This window comes from Arthrobacter arabinosi (assembly GCF_054511115.1).
Map to the genome: position 1 here is coordinate 284,817 of NZ_JBTNDF010000002.1, position 25,368 is coordinate 310,184.

At 72.5% G+C, this 25,368-nt stretch carries 16 protein-coding genes and 1 tRNA gene; 1 reads left to right on the forward strand and 16 read right to left on the reverse strand.

All coding sequences use genetic code 11. The features are described 5' to 3' along the window. Positions 1 to 42 precede the first annotated feature (42 nt). From ACX80P_RS05515 to ACX80P_RS05535, 5 genes are all read right to left on the reverse strand, one after another. The gene (locus tag ACX80P_RS05515) at positions 43 to 2,745 is read right to left on the reverse strand and encodes a helix-turn-helix transcriptional regulator (protein WP_459277050.1); all 2,703 of its coding nucleotides are present in this window, start codon (positions 2,743 to 2,745) and stop codon (positions 43 to 45) included. Next, positions 2,742 to 5,420, reverse strand: coding sequence for a helix-turn-helix transcriptional regulator (locus ACX80P_RS05520; RefSeq protein WP_459277052.1), 2,679 nt, complete (start codon positions 5,418 to 5,420; stop codon positions 2,742 to 2,744). Before ACX80P_RS05520 ends, ACX80P_RS05515 begins: the two co-directional genes overlap by 4 nt. Positions 5,421 to 5,637: 217 nt before the next feature. Then, positions 5,638 to 6,618, reverse strand: a complete 981-nt coding sequence (locus tag ACX80P_RS05525) for a ribose-phosphate diphosphokinase (RefSeq protein WP_459277054.1) — start codon at positions 6,616 to 6,618, stop codon at positions 5,638 to 5,640. Then, complete coding sequence (glmU, locus tag ACX80P_RS05530) at positions 6,615 to 8,117, reverse strand: bifunctional UDP-N-acetylglucosamine diphosphorylase/glucosamine-1-phosphate N-acetyltransferase GlmU (protein ID WP_459277056.1); 1,503 nt, start codon at positions 8,115 to 8,117, stop codon at positions 6,615 to 6,617. Before glmU ends, ACX80P_RS05525 begins: the two co-directional genes overlap by 4 nt. Before the next feature lie 68 nt (positions 8,118 to 8,185). Further along, positions 8,186 to 8,257: transfer RNA gene (locus ACX80P_RS05535), tRNA-Gln, on the reverse strand. Between the two features lie 151 nt (positions 8,258 to 8,408). Here ACX80P_RS05535 and ACX80P_RS05540 point away from each other — a divergent pair. Then, complete coding sequence (locus ACX80P_RS05540) at positions 8,409 to 8,939, forward strand: hypothetical protein (RefSeq protein ID WP_459277058.1); 531 nt, start codon at positions 8,409 to 8,411, stop codon at positions 8,937 to 8,939. Here the strand turns inward: ACX80P_RS05540 and ACX80P_RS05545 are convergent. The 11 genes from ACX80P_RS05545 to ACX80P_RS05595 all read right to left on the reverse strand — a co-directional run bounded on the left by ACX80P_RS05545 (position 8,914) and on the right by ACX80P_RS05595 (position 25,342). Continuing rightward, entirely contained in the window at positions 8,914 to 10,446 is a 1,533-nt protein-coding gene (locus ACX80P_RS05545; protein ID WP_459277060.1) for a dynamin family protein, read from the reverse strand. The two genes, ACX80P_RS05540 and ACX80P_RS05545, sit on opposite strands and share 26 nt — an antisense overlap. Next, the gene (locus tag ACX80P_RS05550) at positions 10,443 to 12,302 is read right to left on the reverse strand and encodes a dynamin family protein (protein ID WP_459277062.1); all 1,860 of its coding nucleotides are present in this window, start codon (positions 12,300 to 12,302) and stop codon (positions 10,443 to 10,445) included. The genes ACX80P_RS05545 and ACX80P_RS05550 overlap by 4 nt, the downstream gene beginning before the upstream one ends. An 89-nt stretch (positions 12,303 to 12,391) precedes the next feature. Continuing rightward, complete coding sequence (locus ACX80P_RS05555; RefSeq protein ID WP_459277063.1) at positions 12,392 to 13,840, reverse strand: IniB N-terminal domain-containing protein; 1,449 nt, start codon at positions 13,838 to 13,840, stop codon at positions 12,392 to 12,394. Positions 13,841 to 13,956: 116 nt separating this feature from the next. Then, on the reverse strand, positions 13,957 to 16,107 hold the full coding sequence (locus ACX80P_RS05560; protein WP_459277064.1) for a LuxR C-terminal-related transcriptional regulator: 2,151 nt from the start codon (positions 16,105 to 16,107) through the stop codon (positions 13,957 to 13,959). Between the two features lie 2 nt (positions 16,108 to 16,109). After that, positions 16,110 to 18,209, reverse strand: coding sequence for an Hsp70 family protein (locus ACX80P_RS05565; RefSeq protein ID WP_459277065.1), 2,100 nt, complete (start codon positions 18,207 to 18,209; stop codon positions 16,110 to 16,112). Positions 18,210 to 18,346: 137 nt separating this feature from the next. After that, positions 18,347 to 20,167, reverse strand: a complete 1,821-nt coding sequence (locus tag ACX80P_RS05570; protein WP_459277066.1) for an ABC-F family ATP-binding cassette domain-containing protein — start codon at positions 20,165 to 20,167, stop codon at positions 18,347 to 18,349. A gap of 33 nt (positions 20,168 to 20,200) precedes the next feature. Continuing rightward, positions 20,201 to 21,172, reverse strand: coding sequence for a 4-(cytidine 5'-diphospho)-2-C-methyl-D-erythritol kinase (locus ACX80P_RS05575; protein ID WP_459277067.1), 972 nt, complete (start codon positions 21,170 to 21,172; stop codon positions 20,201 to 20,203). A gap of 69 nt (positions 21,173 to 21,241) precedes the next feature. Further along, positions 21,242 to 22,135 carry a 16S rRNA (adenine(1518)-N(6)/adenine(1519)-N(6))-dimethyltransferase RsmA gene (gene rsmA / locus ACX80P_RS05580; RefSeq protein WP_459277068.1) on the reverse strand — a complete coding sequence of 298 codons (894 nt, stop codon included), beginning with the start codon at positions 22,133 to 22,135 and terminating at the stop codon, positions 21,242 to 21,244. A 403-nt stretch (positions 22,136 to 22,538) separates the two neighbouring features. After that, positions 22,539 to 23,183, reverse strand: coding sequence for a sortase domain-containing protein (locus tag ACX80P_RS05585; RefSeq protein ID WP_459277069.1), 645 nt, complete (start codon positions 23,181 to 23,183; stop codon positions 22,539 to 22,541). Positions 23,184 to 23,225: 42 nt separating this feature from the next. Beyond that, positions 23,226 to 24,365, reverse strand: coding sequence for a glycosyl hydrolase family 8 (locus ACX80P_RS05590; RefSeq protein WP_459277070.1), 1,140 nt, complete (start codon positions 24,363 to 24,365; stop codon positions 23,226 to 23,228). Next, entirely contained in the window at positions 24,362 to 25,342 is a 981-nt protein-coding gene (locus ACX80P_RS05595; protein ID WP_459277071.1) for a DUF4397 domain-containing protein, read from the reverse strand. The genes ACX80P_RS05590 and ACX80P_RS05595 overlap by 4 nt, the downstream gene beginning before the upstream one ends. Positions 25,343 to 25,368 lie beyond the last annotated feature (26 nt).

Here is a 25,368-nt window from a genome sequence, read left to right on the forward strand (position 1 = left end):
CCTCAACGCGGGATGCTGACTACGTGGACGCCACGACGGAGCTCAATGCTCATCGTTGTAGGCGTTCATCTCGCCCACGAGTTCCTCACGGGTGGTGATCCCGAGCTTCCCGTAGATGCGGTAGAGGTGCCCCTCCACCGTCCGCGTGGACAGGACGAGAGCCTCGGCGATCGCGCGGTTCGAGGCGCCGTCCGCTGCGAGTCGGGCGATCTCCCGCTCCCTGGCCGTCAGTTCGTGGGAACCGCGGAGGTCACCTTCCTCGTGCGGCAGCAACCCCTCGAGCATGGACTGCCGGCGGCGGACCGCCCGCAGGGCCATGCGCCGGGCCCGGCCGTCGCCCCGCACGTCGAAGAGGTGCATGGCCCTCGCCGACGCCTCCGCCGCGAGGGGGACCTTCTGGATACCCTCCGCGCGGTCCGCCGCTGCGAGCAGGGCGTCCGCATCCTGGTCGGCGAGGGCGTGCGCGTACCGGGAGAGGACCTGCGCCTCCGAGCCCTCGAACTGGTCGGCCAGTTCGGCCAGACGCCACGCCGTCGCCGTGTCGCCGAGTACCGCGAGGAGTTCCAGCACGTCCTTCTCGCACGAGCGGAAGGACGCCTCCCGCGCGGACTCGGCCAGTTCTTCGAGCCGGCTGAAATCGCCCGGGCCGTCGGACCCGCCGGTGCTCGCGGCGGCGAGGAACGCCCGGGCGAGGAGGAGCCGCGGGCGGCTCCCGATCGAGGCCACGCCGCTGAACTCCTTCTCGAAGGCCGCAGCAGCCCCGGACTCCCCCAGGGAATGCGCCGCCCACGCCGCGACACCGAGCGTATACGGCAGCAGCATCTCGGAGTCCACCTGGCGCAGGGATGCGAGGGCGGGCTCGAGGAGGTGCAGCGCGGTGCGGAACTTGCCGCGACGCGCCTCGAGGATGGCCTCGAGCGCCGCCAAGGGACCGCCGATGTAGCCGAGGTCCACGACAGGTCGCTGCCGGTACTCCTCCAGCGCCTCACGTGCGGCGGCGAACTCGCCGGCATGGATCAGCGTGCTGACGTACCACGCCACGGCGCGCGGACGCAGGTGCTCCAGGTCTCCGCGGGACCGGTCCACGGCGTCCACGGCCGTCCGGATCTCGGCCAGGGCGGAGTCGTACCGGCCGAGCGCGGCATCGGCTTCGCCACGGAAGAGCAACACGAGCACCGGCAGTGGTGACCCGGTCCCTTCTGCCTCCGCAGGAACGGCGGTGGCGTCGAGGGCGTCCACCTCGGCGCGGGCAGTCTCGAACTCACCCTCGAGGATCCACCCGAGGACATGCAGCAACCCCAGTGCCTGCCGGGCCTGCCCGATCTCGTGGGCATGCCCTGCCTGCTCCTGATCGGACACGGCGGTCGATCGCTCCGCGCACGCGTCGGCGATCGTGTGCACGACGGCCGGATGGTCGCCCCGCTGGAGGCAGGCCAGAGCCTTGAGCGCGGCGGCATCGGCGGCGACGACCGGGCGTGCGGGGCCCGCCAGGACCCGATCGAGCAGTTCCAGGGCGACGGCGTACTCCCCGAGGGTGACGCGGACCCGGGCTTCCTCGACCGCCCCCGCCCACTCCTCCCCGGCTCTCCGTGCAGCGTTCGCGAACCGCAGGGCGGACTCCGGGCGGGAGACGTGCGCGGCGGTCCGGGCAGCCACCAGAAGGACGTCCGGCTGCACCGTCACCCCGCAGTCGAGGGCCCAGTCCAGATAGTCGATCATTCCCTCGTCGACGCCCGGCAGGTGGAAGCCGTCGTCGAGGACGCGGCTGCGCAGGTCCGCGCTGCGCCCGGCGGGGACGAGGGCCCGGACGACGCGCGCCATCATGGGGTGCGCCACCCTGAGGGAGCGAGCGGCCGCACCGGGCGCGCGCAGCAGCCCGCGCCGCACGAGGTGCTGCGCCACGGCGTCCTCCGCGATCGCCGACAGCCGCGCCTGGGCCATCCCGCCGTTGAGCGCCACGACCTCGTAGGCCGTCCGCTCCTGCTCGGTCAGTTCCTGCAGCAGGGTCTTCGCGAGGTCCATGAGGGGCGGCGACGGAGGATGGAACCGCCCGGACAGGCACCACACGCCGCCGCGCTCCACGAGCTCGCCGGTCGCTGCGGCGTGGTCCAGGAGGGCGCGGAGCATGAGGGGGTTCCCCGCGCTCTGCCGGGCGAGGTAATGGCCGGCCCCCTGGGTCAGGCGCCCGCCCTGGATGGCCTCGCACAGCGCGACGGCGTCGGCGTCGGGGAGGCCGAGGAGGTCCACCCTGCTGATGAAGCCGTCCGTGTAGAGGGAGAAGAGGTCACCGGCCCGTGGTGGCAGACCATCGGAGAAGAGGACCACCTTGATGATGCGTGAGATGACGAGCTGGGTGAGGATATGGCTGCTGTCGTCGTCGAGGTGGTGGGCGTCGTCCACGACGACGACGGCGTTGCGGCCTTCGGATGCCGCCCGGAAGTAGGCGACGAGGGCGCGGAGGGCGGAGAGGGAGGAGTTCAGGGTCTGCGGTGTCGCGTGGGAGAGGTAGGGCCCGAGCGCTCCGTACGGCACTTCGGCGAGGTTCGCCGTCGCCCGCACGAGGAAGAACCGCGTCTGCTGCGGGTCGGCGGCGGTCAGGAGTCGCCTGGCGAGCGCACTCTTGCCCGTGCCGAACTCGCCCACCACGAGGGCCCCGTGCAGGTTGGGGTGGGCGAGCGTGTGGGCGATGGCGCTGAGCGTGCCCTGGACCCCTACGAGGGGTACGCGACCGCCGTCGACGTTCATCCGAGGGGCGCCGGGAACAGCTCCGCGAGCTGGGAGCGGGAGGACACGTGCAGTTTCGAGTAGATCTGGTACAGATGCCCCTCGATGGTGCGCACGGACACGCACATGGCTTCGGCGATCTCACGGTTCATGAGGCCGCTGACCGCCAGCTGGGCGATCTCCGCCTCGCGCGGCGTGAGGCTGTCCAGGTGGGAACTGGGGCCGTTGGTGTCCGGGTCGGCGAGGACGCGCCGCGCTCGCTGCTGGACCTCGCGCACGGTCGACCTGTCGCCCAGCGCCCGGGCTGCGTGGAGGGCGGAACGGGCGGCGTCCCGTCCGAAATTCTGGTCCCCGCCGGCGGCGGCGAGGTCCATGGCCTGGAGGAGCACCTCGGCATCGCGGTGGCCGATGCCCTTCGCGAACCTCTCGCACAGCAGGGCGTACGGCCCCTGTACGCGGGCCGCGACGTCGGAGAGTTCCGCCAGGGCGCCGCTGCTGCCCAGCCGGACTGCACTCGTGAACGCGGAGAGCGCGAAGAGGGACGCGCCGCGCTCCCTGTCGCTGCGCCCCAGGGCCTGGAGCTGCTGGCCCGCGTCGGGCTTCGCCTCACGCAGCCCGACGCTGAGGAGCTGCAGCTGGGACGCGATCCGGCGCACCAGCCAGGGATCGCCGGCCGCGGGCTCCGCGTGGACCAGGAACGGGATCGCGGCCCTGATGTTGTCGGTCACCGAGTGGCAGTAGGCGATGGCCGTGGCCGCGAGGGGCAGCACGCGGTGCGGGTCGCCGACGCGCAGCTGGTCGAAGGCCGGGGCGACGAGCGCCAGCGCCTCCTCCGGCGTGCCGTACCGGCCGCGGACCAGGCCCAGGGCCAGCTGCACGGCCGAGCCGAGCTCCGCCGGGGCGCTGTCGCCGTCCGCGAGGCGGAGCTTGCGCGCGCCCTGCTTCCAGGACCCCGTTGCGCTGTAGATCGCGACGAGGCGGAGGTAGGCGAGTTCTCGGGTGCGCGCACTGACGTCGGGCTCCTGCAGGCGGTCCGCCACCGCGTCGGCGAGCTGGAGTGCTTCCAGCTGGTTCTCCAGCATGGTCCACGCCTCGCTCAGCAGGACGTCGGCGGCGATGCCCTGCTCGGCGCCCAGCGGCAGGCCCTCGGAGCGGAGGGCCAGCACGCGGTCCCTGGACTCCGTGTATCTGCCCAGCAGGGACGCGATCTCCGCGCGGGCGATGACGACGTCGGCCCGGAGCCGTGCGCGTTCCTCCGGCGTGGGACCGGCGTCGGATTCCAGCCGCCCGTCGGCGTCGTCGAGGACCGCCTCCACTCCGCCCAGGCCCAGGCGCTGGCGAAGGAACGCCCCGGCGAGGAGCAGCGGCACCGCGTCCGTCGGAGATGCGCCGTCGAGCAGCGGCGCGGTGAGCAGCAGCGCGTTCCCGGCGTCCTGGAACCGCCCGGTGAAGGTGAGGGCGCGGAGGCGTTCGACGGCCGCGGCGGCCGATGACCGGTGGGCGTCGCCGAGCTCGGCGTACGCGGCGGCGGCGCAGTACCGGCCCGCACGGTTCGCGGACCGGGCCGCGGCGAGGGAGAGTTCGGGTGGGACGGGCCGCTGGCACTTCAGCAGCCAGTCCGTGTGCTGCTCCGGGCCGGGCGACCCTCCGAGGGTGGCCCCGTCGACCCATCGTCCGTACAGCGCGCCGGCGTGCTGTACGGACAGGGACGCCGCGACGCCCGAGCCGATCACCGGGTTCCGGAACTCGACGTATCCCTGCTCGCCGTGCCTCACGGCGAGCAGGCCGGCCGTCTGGAGGGCATCGAGGTCCGTGCTGTCCGTGATGGACTGCGCGACGGCGAGGTCCAGCCGTCCCGCCAGTGCGACGACGTGGGCGATCTCCTGCTGCCCGGCGGGCAGGTCCTCGAGGACGAGCTCGACCGCCTCGGCGATCTCGGTCGGCACGGTGACGCTGCCGGGCACCAGCACCCAGGTCTCGCCGTGGAGCACCACGTTGCGTCCGCGGACGGCGCGGATCGAGGCCTGCAGGAACCGCGCGTTGCCGCCGCTCATGCGGTACAGCAGCGCCGCGGCCTCGGCGCTCACCGGCCCCTGCAGCTCGGCCGCCACGAACGCCCGCGCCTCCCGGGCGTCGAAGGGGGCGAGATCGAACCGGCGGAGGGAGCCGTCGCGCCAGAGGGCCGCGAACTGGGGGTCCGCGGCCGCGAAGTCCTGGGCCGTCAGCAGCGCACTGGCCGTCCCGCTGAGCACGAGCTGCCCGATCAGCGCCGCCGACGACGGATCGAGGTACTCGACGTTGTCGACGGCGAGGACCACGCGGCGCCCGCACGCCTGCTGGTTCAGGAACTCGGCCACGGCGCGGAGCACCATCACGGGGTGCTCGACGATGTCGGCCTCGAGCTCGGAGAGGAGGAAGTTGACGGGGCGATAGGCCTGGTGCCTGGCCCCCTTCGACCCGCGGATGCGCAGGACGTACAGGTTCTCCCTGCTGGCGGCCAGCACCTGCTGCATGACGGCGGTCTTGCCGACACCCGCCTCGCCCACCAGCACGGCGCCGACCGATCCCGGGGCCGTCAGGGCGTCCTCGACCGCCTGGAGGACGTCGGCGCGGCCGACGAAGGACGATGCGTCGTCGCCCGGAAGCCCGGAGCCGGTCGCAAGGCTCTCAGCAGGAATGGATGGAGGAGCTGACATGCCCTGGCCGGTCATAACCACGAGACCACATCCTGGATTCGAAGGGGCCGTTCGCCTCCGAGCCTAGGTAGAGTCACGACCGGCTACACGAGTAGCACTTACGGGAGTTGACCTCCACCTACTTGATTTTCGTGTCTTAAACTACCGGGTGGCTACTTAAAACCGTCTCGAGAACTACTTGCCATAGCGAGTATCCCCTGACGGCGGCCGGTACTGCTCAGGAGTTGCCGTCGAACAGGCTCGTGACCGAGCCGTCGTCGAACACCTCGCGGATGGCCCGGGCGATCAGCGGGGCGATCGACAGCACCGTCAGCTGCGGGAACCGCTTCTCCGAGGGGATCGGCAGGGTGTTGGTGACCACGACCTCGCGGGCACCGGACTCCGCGAGCCGCCGGGACGCCGGCTCCGAGAATACCGCATGCGTCGCCGCGATGATGACATCCTTGGCTCCGGCGTTCTTGAGCACCTGCACGGCGCCGGAGATGGTGCCGCCGGTGTCGATCATGTCGTCGATCAGGACGCAGGTGCGGCCCTGCACCTGGCCCACGACCTGCTTGGAGACGGCCTGGTTGGGGACGGTGAGATCGCGGCTCTTGTGCACGAAGGCGAGGGGGGCGCCTCCCAGGCGCTCCGCCCACTGTTCGGCCACGCGGACGCGGCCGGTGTCCGGGGAGACGACGGTGACGTTGTCGGCGTCCACCCGCGAGCGGATGTAGTCCGCCAGCAGCGGGATGGCCATGAGGTGGTCCACGGGGCCGTCGAAGAAGCCCTGGATCTGGGAGGTGTGCAGGTCCACGGACATGAGCCGGTTGGCACCGGCCGTCTTGTAGAGGTCGGCCACGAGGCGCGCCGAGATGGGTTCGCGCCCCCGGCCCTTCTTGTCCTGCCGCGCGTAGGGGTAGAACGGCGAGACGACGGTGATGCGCTTGGCCGAGGCCCGCTTCAGGGAGTCGATCATGATGAGCTGTTCCATCAGCCAGTTGTTCAGCGGGGCCGGGTGCGCCTGGATCACGAAGACGTCGGTGCCGCGGACGCTCTCCCCCGACCGCACGTAGATCTCGCCGTTCGCGAAGTCGTAGGCGGAGACGGGCAGCAGCTCGGTCCCCAGCCAGGAGGCGATCTCCTCCGCCAGTTCCGGGTGTGCGCGCCCCGACGCCAGGACCAGCTTCTTCTCGCCGTGTGCGGTGATCTCGCTCATGCCTGGGTGCTCTTCTCTTCGGTGGGGGTACGGGTGTCTGGGGAGGCGGCCGCGGCAGCCGCGGCGGAGCCGGGACGCTTCGCTGCCACCCAGTCGTCGATGTTCCGCTGGGGGGCGACGCTCAGGGCGAGCGCGCCCGCCGGGACGTCCTTGCGCACGATGGCGCCGGCTCCGGTGTACGCGCCGTCGCCCACGCTCACCGGGGCGACGAAGACCGTGTTGGAGCTCGTGCGCACGTGGGACCCGATGACGGTGCGGTGCTTGTCGACGCCGTCGTAGTTGGCGGTGATGTTGCCGCAGCCGATGTTGGTGTACTCGCCGATCTCGGCGTCGCCGGCGTACCCGAGGTGGGACAGCTTGGAGCCGCGGCCGATCGTCACGTTCTTCGTCTCGTAGAACGCCCCGATCTTCCCCTCCTCGCCGAGGACCGTGCCCGGGCGCAGATAGGCGAAGGGGCCCACGCTGGCGCCGGAGCCGATGCGCGCGCCGCTGCCGTGCGTGCGGACCACGTGCGCACCCTCGCCGATGACGACGTCGGTGAGCGTGGTGTCCGGGCCTACGACGGCGTCGCGCGCCACCACGGTCCCGCCGTGGAGCTGCGTGCCGGGCAGGAGGGTGACGTCCTCCTCGAGGACCACGGTGGCGTCGATCCAGGTGGTCGCCGGGTCCACGACCGTGACCCCGGCCAGCATCCACTGCTCGACGGTGCGGCGGTTGAGTTCGGCGCCGAGCGCGGCGAGCTGCACGCGGTCGTTGGCGCCCTCCACCTGCCAGCGGTCCTCCTGCACGACGGCGGCCACGCGGCCGCCGTCGGCCCGCGCGATGGCGAGGACGTCCGTGAGGTACATCTCCCCCTGCGCGTTGGACGCGTCGACCTGCGTCAGGGCGCGCCGCAGGACGGCGGCGTCGAAGGCGTAGATGCCGGAATTGACCTCGCGGATGGCGCGCTGCTCGGGCGAGGCGTCCTTGTGCTCGACGATCGCGACGACGGTGCCGTCCTCGTGACGCTGGATGCGCCCGTACCCGGTGGGGTCCTCGAGGACCGCGGTGAGGACGGAGACGGCGTTGCCCTCGCCGTCGTGGACGGCCACGAGCTCCTGCAGCGTGTCGGGGGTGAGCAGCGGGACGTCACCGTACGTGACGACGACGGTGCCGGTCACGGGGTCCCCACTGAGCGCGTCGAGCCCGTCGAGGGCCACCTGCACGGCGCGCCCGGTGCCCGGCAGCTCGTCCTGGTCGATCAGGACGGCCGCGGCATCCACGCCGGCGACGTGCTCCGCGACGCGGTCGCGCTCGTGGCGGACGACGACGGCGAGCTCCCGCGGCTGGAGGGCGCGCGCGGCGCGCAGCGCATGGCCGATCATCGAGATCCCACCGATGGGGTGCAGGATCTTGGGGGTCCGGGACTTCATCCGGGTGCCGGCGCCGGCGGCAAGGACGATGACGGCGGCCGGGACCTCGGGGTCCCTGCGGGGCGTGATGGCGTCCTGGTTGCTCACGGGGAAGCGCTCCTACCTGTAGGTGACCGGTGTGTGGCGGGCCGGCCCATCCGGCCGGCACGCCCCCGTTCCGCCCATAGGATTCGAACCTATACTCCACAGCTCCAAAGGCTGGGGTGCTGCCATTACACCAGGGCGGACCGCGACGAGCCCCGGTGAGCCGGGGCAGGTGCGCACGGTTATCTAGTTTGCCATGCCTGCGCAGCTTTGCCATGACGCCCGGAGCGGGCAGCCCCGGGCCGCGGCCGGACGGCCATTGAAGCCCCCGGGCAGCGGCGCTACATTACGACCATGCGTCCTCCCCGGCCAGAGATGTCCAACGCCGTCCCACCCCCCGTGAGCAAGGAGGTGGCCCCTCCCCCGCTGGTCCGGTACGTGGGCGCACTGTGGCTGATGGCCGGCGTCGTCGGGATCGTCGCCCTCGTGTTCGCCGTCCTCGACCGCGACGAGCACCTGGCGGGTCTCCGGGACACCGCGGCGAGCGTCGACGGGACGGCCGACGCCGCGCGGCTGGACCAGGTCGCCGCGCTCGCGCTCTGGGGCACGCTGGCTGCGTTCGCGGTGGTGCTCGTGCTCGAGGCACTCCTGGTCCGGCCCCTCCTGCGCGGCCGCGGCGCCGTGCGCTGGGCGCTCCTGGTGGTGCTCGTGCTCAACGTGGGCGCCGCCCTGCTGGTGTCCGCCTTCCTCGGTGACGACTCCGCGGGGTTCCAGCCCACCCCCCAGCTGGCCGGCGTGCAGCTGGCCGCCGCGACCCTCGCGTTCCTCCTGGGCGTGCTCCCTCCGGCGTCACGGTGGTTCAGGGACGTGCGCCCCCCGCAGTGATCTGCTGACCGGCCGGCACCGGTGCCGGTTCGGCGGCGTGCTTGCCGGGCCTGCCGCGGAGCACGAGCTCCTCGCAGGTGCGCAGCACGATCTGGCACGCTTCGAGGGCTCCCCGACTGGTCAGCGGGTTCTCGGCCAGCACCCGCCACCGGTACAGCCTGCCGAGGGCTTCTGACCGCACCTCCCCGGGCCCGGCGGAGGCGGCGAGGCCGAGGCGATCCGTAGCGGCCGTGCCCGAACCACCCACGAGGCGCTCGGCGTCGGCGACCGCCGGTGCGGGCAACGGGATGGAGCCGGCACGCAGTGCGGACAGGAGCTTCAGTTCGTTCATCTCGTGGGCGGTGGCCGTGACCCGCTCGACACCGGTGTGCAGGCGGGCGGCGGCGTCCCGCGGGTGGGCCCGGAGGATCACCTCGAGCCCGGTCAGCGCCGTCCGGACCCGCAGCGCCGTGGCACGCGCGTCGAACTGCCGGGTCACGAGCATCATCAGCTGGTCGAGCCCGCTGCGCCGTGCCAGCTCGTGCGCCAACGCCGTCGCGTTGCCGGCGCCGCCGCGCACGAGCGCGGCGCCCAGCCGGAGCCCGAACACGCCGAAGCGGTCGAGGAGGCGCGCAGCGTCCTCCGCCGTGATGCCGAGCGTCGCGCTCCCGGCGACGAAGCGGTCCGCGGAGATCAGGATGCGTTCGCGGTCCATCCTCTCGAGCGCTGCCAGCGCCACGAACACCTGGTACTCGGACTGGCGCAGCGTCCGCGCGCTCTGGGCGAGGAGGCCCGCCATGGGCAGCACGTCGAGCACCAGCGACCTGAGGGACGGATCGCTCCGGTAGCGGTCGGCGACGCGGGAGGCGGCGATGAGCGAATCCAGCCGCCCCGCCCCCACCTCGTCCGCCCGGGACAGCACGGCGAGCGCGTTCACGGTGCCCGAGCGGGCGGCACCGGTGTCGTGGAAGGCCTCGAGGAACAGCAGGTCCGAGGCGTGCAGGTGCCGCATCAGGTAGATCACGGCGTCGGCCTCGGACGGGGCGTCCTCCGGGGTGAGGAACCGCGTGCTGCGCCCGGAGACGTCCGTGGAGAGGGACGCGATGCCGGGGGTGTCGATCAGTGTCATCGCGCGCAGGTTCTCGGCCGGCCAGTCGACGACGAGGCGCGCCACGTCCTCCGCGCTGGACGCGCCGAGATCGAACACCAGCCGCCCCTCCACGCGGGCCACGGGCAGCAGGCGCGGCTCTCCCTCCACGGGATGGAGGGTGATGCGGGGCGTCGCCGCGTACCGGTACCAGGTGATGATGCGCGTGCACTCCCCGGTGTCGGTGGGAGCGATCTCCTCGCCGATGATCGCGTTGAGGAGCGTGGACTTGCCCGCCTTCACCATGCCGGCGACGGCGACGCGCAGCGGCTCACGCAGGCGCTGCGCGTACCCCTCGAGCTCGGTCCGGACCGCCGGGTCGTCGTCGTAGACCCGGATGGCGTCCGCGAGGAGGGCTTCGACGGCGCTGCTGTCCCTCACGCCGGCGCTCCCGTCACGACGGGGCGGGTGGGCTCATCCGGTCCGGCCGGGAGGCCGGGGAGGAGGCGCCCGGCCTGGGCATGGAGGCGGTCGATCGCGGCGAGCTGGGCCTTGAGCTCCACGATGCGCGCCTCGCGTTCCTGCCGGAAGGTCGACGCCGTCCGCTGCGCCGCCGCGACGGAGTCCGCCAGGGAACGGTGGTGCTCCTCGGCGATGGTGCCGAAGTGGTCGCGGATCTCGCGCTGGACGAGGCGCAGCCGGTCCTTGAGCTGCTTGCCCACCTGGAACACGACGTCGTCCATCTGGCGCCGCACCAGGGCCTTCGCCTCGCCCTGACGGCGCTTGAGCCGGGCGTCCTTGTCCTCCCGGTACGCCTTGCGCCCGAGGAGGAGCCCCGCGCCGACCGAGAGGGGATTGATGAGCGACATGCCGATGATGCCGGTCAGCAGACCGAACATCAGCACACCGCCGTAGGATCCCCGCATGCCGACCAGGACCTTGGCCGCTGCGCTCATCCGCCCGGGGTCGAGGTACGGCACCTCCTCCACCGGGGCGAGGACGCCATCGGTGGAGGCGACCTCCAGGAGCGGGAGCGGCACCTCGTCGAGCGCGAACAACTCCGCCACCTGCTCGGCGAGCCACTGCGAGCGCTCATTGGTCCAGACGAACGTGTCGGACACCGCGGAGGCCACGCGCTGCTCGAGCCACGCCGCGAACTGGTCCCAGATGGGCCCCGGATCCCCCTCGTCGATCGCGGCCTCGGCTTCCCGCTGGATGGTGCGGAGGCGGTCACGGAGGTCGTGCTCCATGTCGGCGATGAGGTCGGACGCGCCGTCGTTCAGGGTGGTCTGCCAGCGTGAGGACCGTTTGCGGTGCTGGTCCGCCCGCTCCTTGGCCTCCTCGAGTTCGGCGAGGAGGATGGGTACGCCCTCGGGATCCCGGAGTGCCTGCAGTTCGGCTCGGACCGAGAGGCGCAGGTGGTCGGCCGTGGAGAGCAGGTCCTGGGCCACGGATGTCCTGCGCAGGGACTGGGCCTTGCCCACCACCTCGTTGCGGAGATATCCGATCAGTTCGGGGAAGCCCGACTCCCGGTTCAGCTCGGCGTCGCGGGCCTGGGTCGCGAACAGCCGCAGGTCCGAGGACACGGGGATCAGCGGGGCGGAGACGCCGGCCTCCGCGAGGTGGCCGCGGTCGAGGTCCGCGACAGCACGCCACTGCGGGTAGAGATCCGTCTTGGACAGCACGCACGCCACGTTCGGGACGATCCGGGTGGCCTGCTTCAGGAACTGGAGCTCCGGCGCGGTGTACTCCTGGGAGGCGTCCGAGACGAGGAGCATGGCGTCCGCCGTGGGCAGGGCGGTGAGCGTGGTCAGGGCGTGGGCGGATTCGAGGCCCCCCACGCCGGGCGAGTCGATGACCGACAGCCCGTCGGCCAGCAGCCGCCGGGGCAGGCGGACCTCCGCCGAGGCGAGGCCCTGCCGGTTGGACGGATTGCCGCGTTCGGACACGAAACCGGCGATGTCCTCGAGGGCGATGGTTCGGCGCTCGACGGCGGACCCGCCGTCCGGACCGCCGTCCCCGCGGGGAACCAGCACCTCTGCCCCGGGAGGGTCACCGAAGCACACCACCGTGGGCACGGAAGTGGCGATGTCGTCGTCGACGGGGCACACCGGGGCGTTCACGAGGGCGTTGATCAGCTTGCTCTTGCCCTGCTTGAACTCCCCCACCACGATCACGCGGATGTCCGGATGAGCCAGCCGCCCGAGCGTCTGTTCCAGCCGCTGGCGCAGGTCGGCGCGGTCGCCGGCGGCGACCAGCGTGAGGCCGCTCTTCACGAGCGGAACCAGATCATCCATGTGACACTCCCCGGTGAGTTGTTCCGTGAGACAAGGGGCAAGCCCAACGGGGACGGGTCCCCGTTGGGCTTGCCCGGTTCGTGCTGCGATCAGAGGGCGGGATCGGTGACCTCGATCTCGGCTTCGAGCTCGACGTCCACCTCGTTGTCGACGAAGATCGCCGAGTCGTCGATGGAGGTGTACTCGTTCATCGAGTTGTCCGTCACGATCTCGGTCTCGTTGAACGAGTCCTCGATCTCGGTGTTGACCGAGCTGTCCGACGTGAAGGAGTCCTCGATCTCCACCTCGGTGTTGATCGAGTTGTCGGTGGTCGTCGTCGTGTCGGAGTAGTCCGTCACCGAGCTGTCGGAGGTGAACGAGTCCTGGATCTCCACGTCGATGTCGGTGTTGACCGAGTTGTCGGTCGTCGAGTTGTCGGTGGTCGTCGTGGTCTCCGAGTTGTCGTTGTACGAGTCCTCGATCGAGTTATCCGTCGTCGTGGTCGTCGTCGAGCTGTCCGCATTGAACGAGTCGTCGATCTCCACATCGATGTCGGTGTTGGTCGAGTTGTCGGAGTTGTCGGAATTGTCCGAGTTGTCCGAGTTGTCGTTGTACGAGTCCTCGACCGAGTTGTCGTTGTACGAGTCCTCGATGGAGTTGTCCGAGTTGTCCGAGTTGTCGGAATTGTCCGAGTGGTCGGAGTTGTCGGAATTGTCGTTGTACGAGTCCTCGATGGAGTTCTCCGAGCTGTCGTTGTACGAGTCCTCGACCGAGTTGTCCGAGTTGTCGGAATTGTCGGAGTTGTCGTTGTACGAGTCCTCGATGGAGTTGTCCGAGTTGTCGGAGTTGTCCGTGTTACCGATGGCGACGGTCGCGGCGCCGCCGGCCTGGACGTTCGTGGAGTTGTCCTGCGAGTGGTCGTCGGAGTTGTCCACCGAGTTGTCGACCCTGACGTCACCGTCCGCCGCGACCGAGCGGTCGCCGGATGCGATGAAGGCATCGTTGTCGAACATCTGGGTGACGTCGCCGTTGGCCCAGATGTTCTGGTTCACGGACTGGTCAGTGATGGTGTCGCGGTCGTCCACGGACGAGGTGTACGAGTAGTTGTTGACGATGTGCATGAGCTGCTGCACCGCATTGCCGTGGTCGCTGTCGTCGCCGTCGTGCCCGTCGCGACCGGGAGTGCCGGGAGCGGCGGGAGCGCCGGGAGCACCGGGAGCGCCAGGAGCACCGGGAGCACCGGGAGCGCCGGGAGCGCCGGGGGCGCCGGGGCCCCAGGCTGCTCCACCGCCCCCTCCGCCGCCCGGGGCCACGTCGCCGGAGGAGTTCCCGCCGGTGTCGTAGGTGCGGTCGAACGAGCTGTCGTTGCGGCCGCCGAAGCTGACGGGTGCGTAGTCCAGGACCACGGGCATGACGGCGTCGACGTCGTCACCGCACACGTCGCCGAGGCCGGCGCTGGCGAGGACGGCCTCGGGGTTGCTGATGAATTCGCTCGCGGCCTCCTGGTCGTTGAAGAGGTTCATCAGGAAGGCGAGGAGATCTGAAGCAAGAGTGGTCATGAGCTGTTCCTTCGTGAGTGGGTCGATCCGCCGGCGTCCCTGCCGGCTTGGGTCAAATGTAGGAGTGGGGGTGCGGGTGGGGCATCGGTGGTTGCACCCCTAACCCCCGGGATGCATTAGGGGTTTCGCCGGCCCCGATGAGGGGCGCCGAGGGGGTCGGAGCCGGAATCGGCAGGTCGGCGCGGGCCGGGGGTTTCTGCGGTGCTGCCTCCGGTGACGTCGCCGGTGGCGGCGAGTGACACCCGGAGGCGTGCGAGCAGGTCCGAGCGCGAGGACGCACCAACCCGGCGTCGGATGCGTGCCACATGATGCTCCACGGTCCGGGGGGAGATGAAGATCTCCTCGCTGATCTCCCGGTAGGTCCGGCCCTGCAGCACGAGCTGCGCGATCTGCCGCTCCCGTCCGCTGAGGCCGGGGGCGCCGGACCGGCGTCCGGCGGCCCCGGGTGCCCCGGCGCCTGCGCGCGACCGCCCCGAGGCGTGGGTGCGTGGCGTCCGGTCTCCCGGCAGGGTGGGTGTCGCCCGGGGAGGCGCGACGTCGGGAGGCGCGAGCCGCTCGGGCGCCGGCCGCAGGTCGCGGGCGCAGGAGAGCAGCCGCGTCATGTCCCGCCGGTCGTCCGCCCGTGCGGACGCGTGGCCTGCCAGGCGCGCACCCTCCCAGGCGAATCCTGCGGCGGCGAGTTCCCGTGCCGCCGCCTCGACGGCGTCGGTGTCGAAGGCTCCGGCGAGGACGGAGACCCACACCTTGCCGGCGAGCGCGAAGGTCGCGGCCAGGGGGTAGGCGGAGGACTCGTGGACCAGTGCCGCAGCATGCGGGGCGAGGTCGCGGGGGCGCTCGAGGAGGAGGGCGGCCCGGGCGGCGGACCAGTGCAGGGGGACGGACCACAGCGGCGGGCTCCCGAGCGCCGAGAGCAGCCGCCAGGCCTCGTCGACGTGCGGCCTGAGCCCCTCGGTGTCACGGAGCCGGGCCGCGGCGATCACCAGTTCGGTGAGCGGGAGGACGGTGAGGAGGTCCACGGAGACGTGCAGCATCGATTCGCGGGCCCGCTGCCAGGCCTGGACGAGTGCCGCGCTGTCCCCGGCGCGCCGGGCGAGTCCCACCTCGAGAGCCCGCAGCAGCAGGTCGTCCCGGGGCGTGAGGTGATGATCCCGTCCGTGGGCGTCCTCGCAGAAGTCGCGCGCCAGGGCGGGCTGGTCCAGGGACATGGCCGCCCATCCCCCCAGGAGGCACAGCCTCGGGCGCAGCACCCGGCCGCCCTGCCCGCTCGCGAGCGCCGCATCGATCACGGTGAGCGCGGTCCGGTGGCTGCCGGCGAGGAGCGCGACCGTCGCGGCGAGGCTCGCCGGCAGCTCCGGCGCCGGGGACACCCGTCCGGTCGCGTTGAGGGTGTCCGATGCGCGGATGAGGATGGGCACGGCGCCCGACGGATCGGGGCCGAGGGAGTGCAGGGCGCCCTCCGCGAGCAGGAGGTCCGCGACGTCGGCCATGGACGGCGACGAGGGGGCGCTGCCCGCGACCATCCGCCGGGCCCCCTCCGGATCCCCCGTGGCGAGCAGGGCCAGCGCACCGAGGGGTCCCCCGCCCGATCCCGCTCCTGCCGCCCAGCGGTGCACGTCGGCCGCCCGCGACATCATGCCCCTGTGCGCCCAGAGCGAGGAGGCGATGCGGACCGCCCGCGGGGAGTCCGGGAGGGCCGGCTCCGTGTCGGCACCCGAGTGGCCGAAGTAGGTGTCGAGGATGCGGGAGGCGGCGTCGAGGTCTCCGACGCCGAGCGCCGCCTCGGCCCGGCGGGGCGCGACGCCCACGGCGTCCGCTCCGGCGGCAACCGCGCGGTCGAGGAGGTCGAGCGCTGCTGCGGGATCGGTGCCGAGCAGCGTCGTGCCCTCCTGGGCGAGCACGCCGGCGATCCGCTCGTCGACGAGGCCGTCGTCGGCGAGCCGGCGCGCGAGCGGGCCGAGGGGCAGCGACTCCGCGCAGTAGAGGTCCACGAGGGCACGCTGCAACCGGCGCACCTGGTAGGCGTCGGCGTCGCGCAGCATGGTCGTGCGGAGGTCCGGCGACGGCCGGCCGTCCGCCTGCACGAGCCCGGCAGCCCGGGCGCGGGCCGCGAGCTGCTCGGCGGGCACGCCCTCGCTGTACAGCAGTGGCGGGACGAGTCCGGGGATCGAGAATCCCACGCACAGCGCGAGGACCACCTCGTAGGTCGCGGCGTCCACGGAGGGGCCGAGGAGCGGGGTCACACCTGTCCCCACGTCGTGGGCCGTCACGGTCAGGACTCCGGGGTGATGGACGACGGCGCGACGGGCTCGCCGGGGGGCGGCGGGTCGGTCGGCGCCGGCGCTTCGACCGTGGAGGTGGGCTGCGGGCCAGGATCGCCGGGAGTCGCCGGAGGTTCGGGCGCGGGATCGGCCGGAGGTTGCGTGGGCTCCGGGGTGGGCTCAGGCAGGGGCTCGGGAGCAGGCGGCTGCGTGGTGGGATCGGGGACCGACGACGTGGGCGGCGTTATGGGCGACGGTGTGGGCGGCGGTGCGGGCTGGGTCACCGGGGGCTCCTCGGTCACCGGCTGGGAGGGGGGCGGCTGGGAGGGGGGCGGCACAGGGCTCTGTGAGGGGAAGGGGACGGCGGGCGTCGGCGTGCCCGTCGTGGCACCGGGCTTCGAGGAGGACGGGGCGGCGGAGGACGGGGCGGCAGTCTTCGACGGCGACGGTTCGCGGGTGTCTCCCGACGCTGTACCCTCCGGCGACGCGTCACGTGTGGAGTGCCGTCCCGCCGTCTTCGTGGCCGTGCCGGCGCCCCGGCCGTCGTCCCCCCGCGTCGGGGTGACCTCTGCGCCCGTGGACGGGGCCGGTGTGGGCCCGAGCAGCCCCAGTGCGTCGTCCAGGAAGGACTCGCCCGGCGCGGACGGGAGGTCCGCTGCGGCGTCGGGCGCGCCCGCGGCGGTGCTCGTGCTCCCCGCCCCTGCTGCGGGGTCCGGTCCTTCGGCGGCTACTGCCCGTGGGTCGCCGGCCAGGGCCGACAGCGCCGCGAGCGGGTTGGGGGCGTTCGTCGCGGACGCCGTCGCGATGCCCAGGAGCGCCACGGCGGCGGCGACGGCACCGATCCGCACCCCCAGCCGCCTGTTCGGTGCCATGTGCACCGGACCGTGCGCGGGCAGGGGGGCGGCGCGCGGTGCGGGGCGGGCGAAACCGGCCGCGTTGGTCACCGCGGCGGCGTGTTTCTGCGTCCCGGCCTCGGCCTCCTCCCCCGGTGCAGCGCTTCCCTCCCGGGCTGAGGCGTCGTCGAGGGCTGACGTGGCGAACACGGCGCCGAGGGCCACGGAGGCCTTGGGGTCCACGTCGATGGCGAGGGGGCTGCCGAACTCCTCGGACAGGAGCTGGGCGACCAGCGGGATGCGCGAGGAGCCGCCGATCAGCAGGATCGCGGTGAGGTCCTCGGGGCGTACACCGGCGCTCTCGAGGGCGGCGCGCAGTGTGGCGAGCGTCCCGGCGAGGGCCGGGGTGATCATCGCCTCGAACTCCGACCGGACGAGGCGGACCTGCGAGTGCGCTCCCGGCATCATCACGGACACCGTGGCCTCGGAGTCGGAGGACAGCGCCTCCTTGGCCTCGGCGCACTCCTTCCGCAGGCGCGTCAGCGCGGCGAGGACCTCGGGGGTGGGTTCCAGCCCGGACGCGGGCATGTCCGTGCTGTCGAGGACGTGGTCGAAGATCTCCTGGTCGAAGTCCGCCCCGCCGAGCCGCTCCAGGCCTTGGGGCGTGCCGAGGACCTGGAACGTGTCGGCGTCGGTCTTCCGGAGCACGGTGGCGTCGAAGGTCCCGCCGCCGAGGTCGTAGACGGCGAGGGTGCTGCCCGCGGGGACGCGCTCCCGCGAGGCGTACGAGAGAGCCGCCGCCTCGGGTTCGGTCAGCAGGACGACGTCGCCGACGCCGGCCTCGGCCAGTGCCTCCCGCAGCAGGGACGTCCGGTGCCCGCCCCAGCCCGCGGGGTGCGTGAGGGTGACGACGTCGGGCGCTCCGCCTTCCCGCTCGGTCGCGACGCCCACCACCCAGCTGACGACGGCGGCGACGAGCTGCTGCGGCAGGACGTGGTCGCCGCCGACGAGGAGGGGGACGTCGTCGCCCATGCGCCGTTTGAACTCGCGGGCGACGCCTTCGGGCTGCGCGGAGCCCCTGCGTTCCGCGGCCTCGCCGATCAGCCGGGTGCCGTCCGTCCCGAGGAAGACGACGGTGGGGATGGCTGCCGCCCGGCTGCCGAGGGGGAGGATCTGCGGCGTACCGGGCATCTCCCCGTCGGTCCGGATGACGGCTGCCGCGGTGAAACTGGTGCCTACGTCGACGCTGAGACCGTAACCCATAACTCCCCATGCCATGATCGTCCTTGAGCAGTAGGGCCCAGCTAACAGGACGGTCCACGGCAACACGAGAGTAGTTTCACGCACCGGCTACTTGTCTTACGGGAACGGCTACTCGGTCCGCGGGAAGGTGCCCGCGGGGACGCGGGCGGGCGCTACTCGCCGAGGATCTCCGCGGTGTCCATCCACTGCACCTCCAGGTCCCCGATCTCGGCCTCGAGCTCCTGCAGCCTCGCGTTCAGGCCCGCGATGTGCCCGAAGTCGGCGTCGGACCGTGCACCGGCGTCGTTCATCTGCTGCTGCAGCTTGCCCTTCTGGGCGTCCACCTTGGAGATCTGCCGCTCGATGCGCGTGAGGTCCTTGCGGGCCTGCCGCAGCTCGGCCTCGGACACGCTGCCTGCCGAGCCGCCGCTGACGGCCGGCGACGCGGCGCTCCCCGTGGCCGTGAGGGGGCCTGCGGCGTTCCGCAGCTCGAGGTACTGGTCCACGCCGCCGGGCAGGTCGCGGAGATTCCCGTCACCGAGCAGGGCCATCTGGGAATCGGTCACGCGCTCGAGGAGGTAGCGGTCGTGGGAGACCACGACGAGGGTCCCCGGCCAGCCGTCCAGGACGTCCTCGATGGCGGACAGGGTGTCGGTGTCGAGGTCGTTGGTCGGCTCGTCGAGCATCAGCACGTTCGGCTCGCCCACGAGCAGCCGGAGCAGCTGGAGGCGGCGGCGCTCACCGCCGGAGAGCTCACTGACCCTCGTCCACTGCTTCTCGTTGGTGAAGCCGAGCTGCTCCACGAGCTGGCTCGCCGAGACCTCCTTGCCGCCGACGGCGAAGACCCGCTTCTCCGACTCGATGACCTCGATGACGCGGCTGTCGCTGACGTCGTCGAGTTCCCTGACCTCCTGCGAGAGCACGGCGGTCTGGACCGTCTTGCCCCGCTTGAGCTTGCCCGCGGTCGGCTGGATCTCGCCGTTCAGCAGCCGCAGCAGGGTCGTCTTGCCGGAGCCGTTGACCCCCACGAGCCCGAGCCGCTGGCCGGGCGCGAGGCGCAGCGTGACCTTGTCGAACAGCGTTCTCTCGGCGCCCTCGCCGTCGTCGATCGTCAGGCTGACGTCCTCGAGGTCGAGGACGTCCTTGCCGAGCCGGGACATGGCCATCTTGCTGAGCGCGAGCGAGTCACGGGGTTCGGGGACGTCGGCGATGAGCTCGTTGGCGGCCTCGATGCGGAACTTCGGCTTCGCCGTGCGGGCGGGGGCGCCCCGGCGCAGCCAGGCGAGTTCCTTCTTGACGAGCTGCACGCGCTTGGACTCGACGACGGAGGCCATGCGGTCCCGCTCGGCGCGCGCGAGGACGTAGGCCGCGTAGCCGCCGTCGAAGTGGTCGACGACGGCGTCGTGGACCTCCCACGTGTGGTTGCAGACCTCGTCGAGGAACCAGCGGTCGTGGGTGACCACGAGCATGCCGCCCTCGGTGGGACGCCAGCGCTGGCGCAGGTGCCGCGCGAGCCAGGCGACGCCCTCGACGTCGAGATGGTTGGTGGGCTCGTCGAGCATGATGACGTCGTCGTCACCGATCAGCAGCTTCGCGAGGGCCACGCGGCGCTTCTGCCCGCCGGAGAGGGAGGACACCCTCGCGTGCCAGTCCACCTCGGAGACGAGGCCGCCCATGACGTCGCGGATCTTGGGGTTGGACGCCCACTCGTGGTCCGCCTGGTCCCCGACGATCGCCCGCCCCACCTCGAGGTCGCCGTCGAGCACGTCCGACTGGTCGAGGTAGCCGACGGAGACGTCGCGCCGCTTGGTGACGCGGCCGGAGTCGGGGGTGCTGCGCTGCGCGAGGAGGCGCATGAGCGTGGATTTGCCGTCACCGTTGCGGCCCACCACCCCGATGCGGTCGCCGTCCTCGATGCCGAGGGACACGTTGTCCAGGATGGTGCGGGTGACGAAGGCGACGCTGAGGCTTTCAGCGCCGAGAAGGTGTGCCAAGGGACTGCTGCTTTCGGTTGGAACGGTGCGCGGTCAGGACGCGAATTCTGTGACGATCCGGGCCCCGTGGGCCGGGCCGTGGACGGTCATCGCCTGCAGCCCCGCGGTGTCGAGGAGCGACTCCAGTTCGGCCGCGTGGCCGGAGCTCCTGGTGAGGAAGGCGATGGTGGGGCCGGATCCGGACACGATGCCCGCGAGCGCACCGGCGGCCTTCCCCGTCTCAAGGATATCGCCCAGCTCGGGGGCGAGGTGGATCGAGGCCTGCTGGAGGTCGTTGCGCAGCAGCGGGGCCAGCCCGACGGCGTCACCGGACCGCATGGCTCCGAGGATCGAAGGGTCGATGTCCGGCTGCGGGTCGGGGTCGATGCCGTCCCGCAGGCGGATCGCGTCCAGCGTGCGGTACACCTCGGGCGTCGAGAGCCCGTAGTCGGAGGTCACGAGGACCCAGTGCAGGGGTGTCTTGGAGATGGCGGGGGTCAGCCGGTCCCCGACGCCGAGCCCGACGGCGGTCCCGCCGAGCAGTGCGAACGGCACGTCGGCGCCGAGATCGACGGCGATCCTCGCCAGCTCGTCCCGGGAGAAGCCGCTCCCCCAGAGGGCGTCGCAGGCGAGGAGGGCCGCGGCGGCGTCGGCGGAGCCGCCGCCCATGCCGCCGGCGATGGGCACGCGCTTGGTGATGTCGAGGTGCACCCCGGTGCGTCCGGGGCTGACGTCGGCGAGGAGTTCTGCGGCGCGTACGGCCAGGTTGGTGCGGTCCAGGGGGATGGACGCAGCGGGGAGGTTCAGGGTTCCCTGGCCGTTGACGCTCACGCTGATGCCGTCCCCGGCGGTCTCGGTGGCCGTGACCTCCTCGAACAGGGACACGGCGAGGAAGACGCTGGCGACTCCGTGGTAGCCGTCCTCCCGGGGCGGGCCCACCGTTAGGGAGACGTTGATCTTCCCCGGAGCCCTGACACGCACGGACCGGGCGCCGGAGCGCATGTCGACTGTTCTGCCCGGGGCCATACCCACCAACCTAACGCACCCGTGTTCCGTGGATCGCCCTGCGCCCTCTCCTGCGACGTGCGTACGGCGTCAGGGTGTGGTGGCGGGCCCCGGGGCGTGCACGCGGGCCTCCGCGATGCGCGCGAACGCCGTGACGTCGAGGACCTCGCCGCGCGCGGACGGGTCCACCCCGGCCGCCCGCAGGGCCTGTTCGGCCAGGACCGGGCTGCCGGCCCATCCGGCGAGCGCTGCCCGGAGGGTCTTGCGGCGCTGCGCGAAGGCGGCGTCGATGACGGCGAACACCTGCTCCCGGGTGGCCGTCGTCGCGGGCGGTTCACGGCGCGTGAAGCGGACGAGGCCCGAGGCGATCTTCGGTGCCGGCCAGAACACGTTCATGCCGATCACCCCCGCCTTGGCCATGCTCGAGTACCACGCGGCCTTCACGGACGGGACACCGTAGGTCCTGGACCCGGGAGGCGCGGCGAGCCGGTCCGCCACCTCGTCCTGGACCATGACGAGTCCGTGGCGGAGGGACGGGAAGCGCTCGAGCAGGTTCAGGACGACGGGGACGGCCACGTTGTAGGGCAGGTTGGCCACGAGCGAGGTCGGGGGGTGCGGCAGGGTGGTCACGCGCAGGGCGTCCTCGAGGACGACGTCGAGGGCCGCGACGCGGTCGGGCCGCCACTGGGCGACGGTGCCGGGCAGCTTCCCGGCGAGGACGGGATCGATCTCGACGGCGACGACGCGCTGTGCGGCGTCGAGCAGGCCGAGGGTGAGGGAGCCGAGGCCTGGACCCACCTCGAGGACGGTCTCGTCGGGGCCCAGGTGCGCGGCGGCGACGATCCGGCGGATGGTGTTGCCGTCGATCACGAAGTTCTGGCCGAGGGTCTTGGTGGGGCGGATGTCCACCTCCGCCGCCAGGCGCCGGATGTCCGCTGCTCCGAGGAGGGGGGCCGGCTGGTGGGGGGTGGGGGGCGTCGTCACCCTGCCATCGTATCGGTCCGGACGAGGGCCCCGACCGGCGCGCAGCGGGCGCGGGAGCCGGCGGCGCCTGGCGGAACCCCCGGTCTCAGGGGGGCTCCGGGCGCCGCCGACCCGCTGGGCGGTCGCCCGGCTGGGAGGGGACCACCGGTGTGCCGTCGGCTTCCGGTCTCAAGAGAAGGACGGCTCGCAAGGCGTTGCCTGCGCCGGTGCGACGCGGCGGGCAGCTCGGCCTCCCGCTGAACATTACGGACGCGTCCGGACGCCGACACGCGTGCCCACCACCCGAGTGGGCGCCGCGGACACTGGGGCCCGCGTCGCGGGCCACGCGTTCCACGCCGGCCTGCTACGGGAACGGACGGCGTGGGCCCGACGGACGGCGTCGCGGCGGTGCCGTCGGCCGGCCTTACAGGGGCAGTTCGGTGGCGAACACGACCATGTTGCGCGTCCAGTGGTCGCGCGCGGGGTCGTACTCGCCGTCGCACGTGATGAGGCGCAGCTGGGCGTCCGGGGTGGGCCCGTAGATCTCGGCCGTGGGGAAGGAATCGGTGCGTTCCGCGGTGATCGTGCGGTCGACCGCGAACGTGCTGGTGCTGCCGTCGGCCCGCGTCACCGTCACGAGGTCTCCCGGGACCAGGGCGCCGAGATCGATGAAGACGGCGGGCCCGTCGGGAGCGGTGAGATGCCCGGTGATGATCGAGGGGCCCTGGTCGCCCGGCACGGGACTGCTGTCGTACCAGCCTGCGGCGTCCCAGGCCCGGGGCGCCTGGAGCACGTCGCTCTGGTCGAGGGACAGGACCTCGAGGGGGGCCTCGACGCCGATCGCCGGGATGCTGATGCCGGTCGGCGGTCGGCGATCGGCGTCCGGCGTCGGGACCGGGACGGACGGGTCCTGCAGCGGGCGGGCCGATGCCGCCGGGGACGCCGGCTGCCCGGCAGCATCGGGCCGGTTCGTGCCGGCCGGTGCCGGCGCGCAGGCGCTGAGCGAGACGGCTCCGGCGAGCATCAGGGCGGCGATGCTCGCGCGGCGCGCGGGGCGTGGAGAGGACAACGGGTCTACCTTCTGTGGTGATGACGGGGCGGGACGGGGAAATCAGCCCCGGTGGGGAGGACAGCCTCCGAGCGTGTCCGTCTCGAGCATGAGCCGGCCCAGGGCGTTCCAGGCGGCGCCGTAGTAGGTGCCGTACTGCTGCGCCACCCGGCCGGCCCGCTCGATGTCCTCGGAGGCCTGCGCCTGGTCGTCCGCGGACGCGGCGGCCGCGGCACGGGCCAGATACGCGAGGGGGTGCTCGTCGGGATTCAGCGCCGTGCCGCCGAGGTCGAGTGCGGCGGGCAGCCGGTCCTCGCGGTCGAGCGGTTCGAGCAGCTGGGCGGCCAGCCGACGGTCGGCCTCGAGGCACGACTCCGCGAAGCGCAACGCCACGCGGGCGGCGTCGTAGCTGTACCGCACGTCCTCTCCCCCGCCTGCTGCTCCCGCCATGGCGTTGACCTCCCCTGTCGCGGTGATCTGCGCCCAGTCCGGCGGCAGCGGACTCGTCCGCAGCAGGGCCTCCGTGACGGCGGTGCCGCCCGTCGCGAGCTCGGTCCACCGGGCGTCCCCCGTACTCTCCGCCAGGACGACGAAGGACACCGGGGAGGCGTAGGACGGGTTGTAGTGGTGGTCGGGCCCGCCTGCGGCCCATGTGCCCGGCAGGAGGACCCTGCCCAGCGGCGTCTGCGCCGTCATGGACTCCATGACGGCGTCGGCGAGGCGGTTCCCCGCCTCCGTGAGGTCGGGCCGGTCGAAGCGGGCCCCGGCCAGGACCAGCGCCCGCGCGGCGTCGACGTCGGCGTCCGCTGCCGGTTCGTCGTCCACGATCCGCCCGTCCTGCCAGCGCCATGCCAGCAGGCCGTCGGAGCGGACCAGGTTGCTCTCCGTCCACCCCCAGATGGCGTCGAGGCGGGCCTCGTCCCCGGCCCCCAGGGCGAGGAGCAGGCCGTAGGCCTGGCCCTCGCTGACGGTGTCGCCGCCCTGGTCGCGGCGGACCACGCGGCCGTCGTCGTCGACCCACTCGTCGAGGAAGTCGGCGGACGCCTCCTCCGGGGTCAGGGTGTCTTCCGCCGCGGGCCCGTCCTCGGGCGCCGGTGGCGGGGTGCCGCCGAACCGGAGGGTACCCGTGGCCCACAGCGCGACGATCACCGTGGCCGCGAGCACGCCGGTGCCGATGATCCAGGCGAGGGTCCCGCGCTTCACCGGCCGGACCGGTTCCGCGCCGGGAGGACCCCTCGGGGGGCGCGGCGCCCCAGGAGGGCCGCGATGGCGGCTGCGGCGGCGAGCAGCAGCAGGGGCCCGGAAGCCGCCGGGTCGGCGGGACCACCCGAACCGGCGGGCGTGCTCCCGCGCGCACCGGCGTCGGCCGGGGCCGCTCCGGTGTTGGTGCCACCGACGGGCGTGTCGCCCACCGCGCCGACGTCCGCCACGGCCTTGACCGTGAGTCCCCCGGAGGCGTTGTCGAGCACGAGGAGCGTGTTGATGGTGCCGGCGACGAGATCGACCTCCTCGGTGCTGGACAGCGACCCCCCGAAGACCTGCAGGTCCCAGAGCCCGGCCTCCACCGTGGCGTATCCGGTCACCTCGCGGCTCTTCGTGCCGGCGGTGAGCGTCTTCGTGCCCGAGTCGGTCTTGATGTCCACCGTCTCGGTGAGGGTGCTCGCCTGGAGGACCCGGACGCGCGCCTGACCCTCGGCGGGCGGGGTGAGGTCGTCGCGGATGACCTTCGCGGTGAGGTCCTCGTTGGCTCCCAGGACGGCGAGGGTGAGCGGCCGGCCTTCCTCGACGGTGATGAGCTGGTTCAGTTCCGTGACGGCGTCGTCCGTGCTGTCACCGGGTGTCAGGTCGACGGCGTACGCTCCGGCGGGAAGCCGGAGATAGTCGGAGACATCACCGTAGGCGAGGTCCTCGAGATCGATCGGGGCCTGCCCGCCGGCGACGGCGGTCAGGGTCGCATCGAAGGACCCCGTGTCCGGGGACAGGTGCGCCACCCTGGCCCAGCCGTCGGCGGCCGGCGCCTGGTCGGCGGCCTCGGACCGGCCCGCTCCGACGACGGTCACGACCAGGCCGGTGACGAGGGCGACGAGCAGGACCGCCAGCCGGCGGGCAGGGGCCAGGCCGGCGCGGGCCGGACCTGCACGGTGCCGGGGAGGGGTGGTGCCGGATGGTCGAGCAGTCATGGGGATGTCCTGAACAGTAGGTGCGG

Excerpts from the sequence above, each read along its gene's own strand:
- ACX80P_RS05515 (WP_459277050.1), bottom strand. The coding sequence starts at position 2,745 with ATGAACGTCGACGGCGGTCGCGTACCCCTCGTAGGGGTCCAGGGCACG.
- ACX80P_RS05595 (WP_459277071.1), bottom strand. The coding sequence starts at position 25,342 with ATGACTGCTCGACCATCCGGCACCACCCCTCCCCGGCACCGTGCAGGT.
- ACX80P_RS05520 (WP_459277052.1), bottom strand. The coding sequence starts at position 5,420 with ATGTCAGCTCCTCCATCCATTCCTGCTGAGAGCCTTGCGACCGGCTCC.
- ACX80P_RS05555 (WP_459277063.1), bottom strand. The coding sequence starts at position 13,840 with ATGACCACTCTTGCTTCAGATCTCCTCGCCTTCCTGATGAACCTCTTC.
- ACX80P_RS05525 (WP_459277054.1), bottom strand. The coding sequence starts at position 6,618 with ATGAGCGAGATCACCGCACACGGCGAGAAGAAGCTGGTCCTGGCGTCG.
- ACX80P_RS05565 (WP_459277065.1), bottom strand. The coding sequence starts at position 18,209 with ATGGCATGGGGAGTTATGGGTTACGGTCTCAGCGTCGACGTAGGCACC.
- ACX80P_RS05540 (WP_459277058.1), top strand. The coding sequence starts at position 8,409 with ATGCGTCCTCCCCGGCCAGAGATGTCCAACGCCGTCCCACCCCCCGTG.
- ACX80P_RS05575 (WP_459277067.1), bottom strand. The coding sequence starts at position 21,172 with ATGGCCCCGGGCAGAACAGTCGACATGCGCTCCGGCGCCCGGTCCGTG.
- ACX80P_RS05550 (WP_459277062.1), bottom strand. The coding sequence starts at position 12,302 with ATGGATGATCTGGTTCCGCTCGTGAAGAGCGGCCTCACGCTGGTCGCC.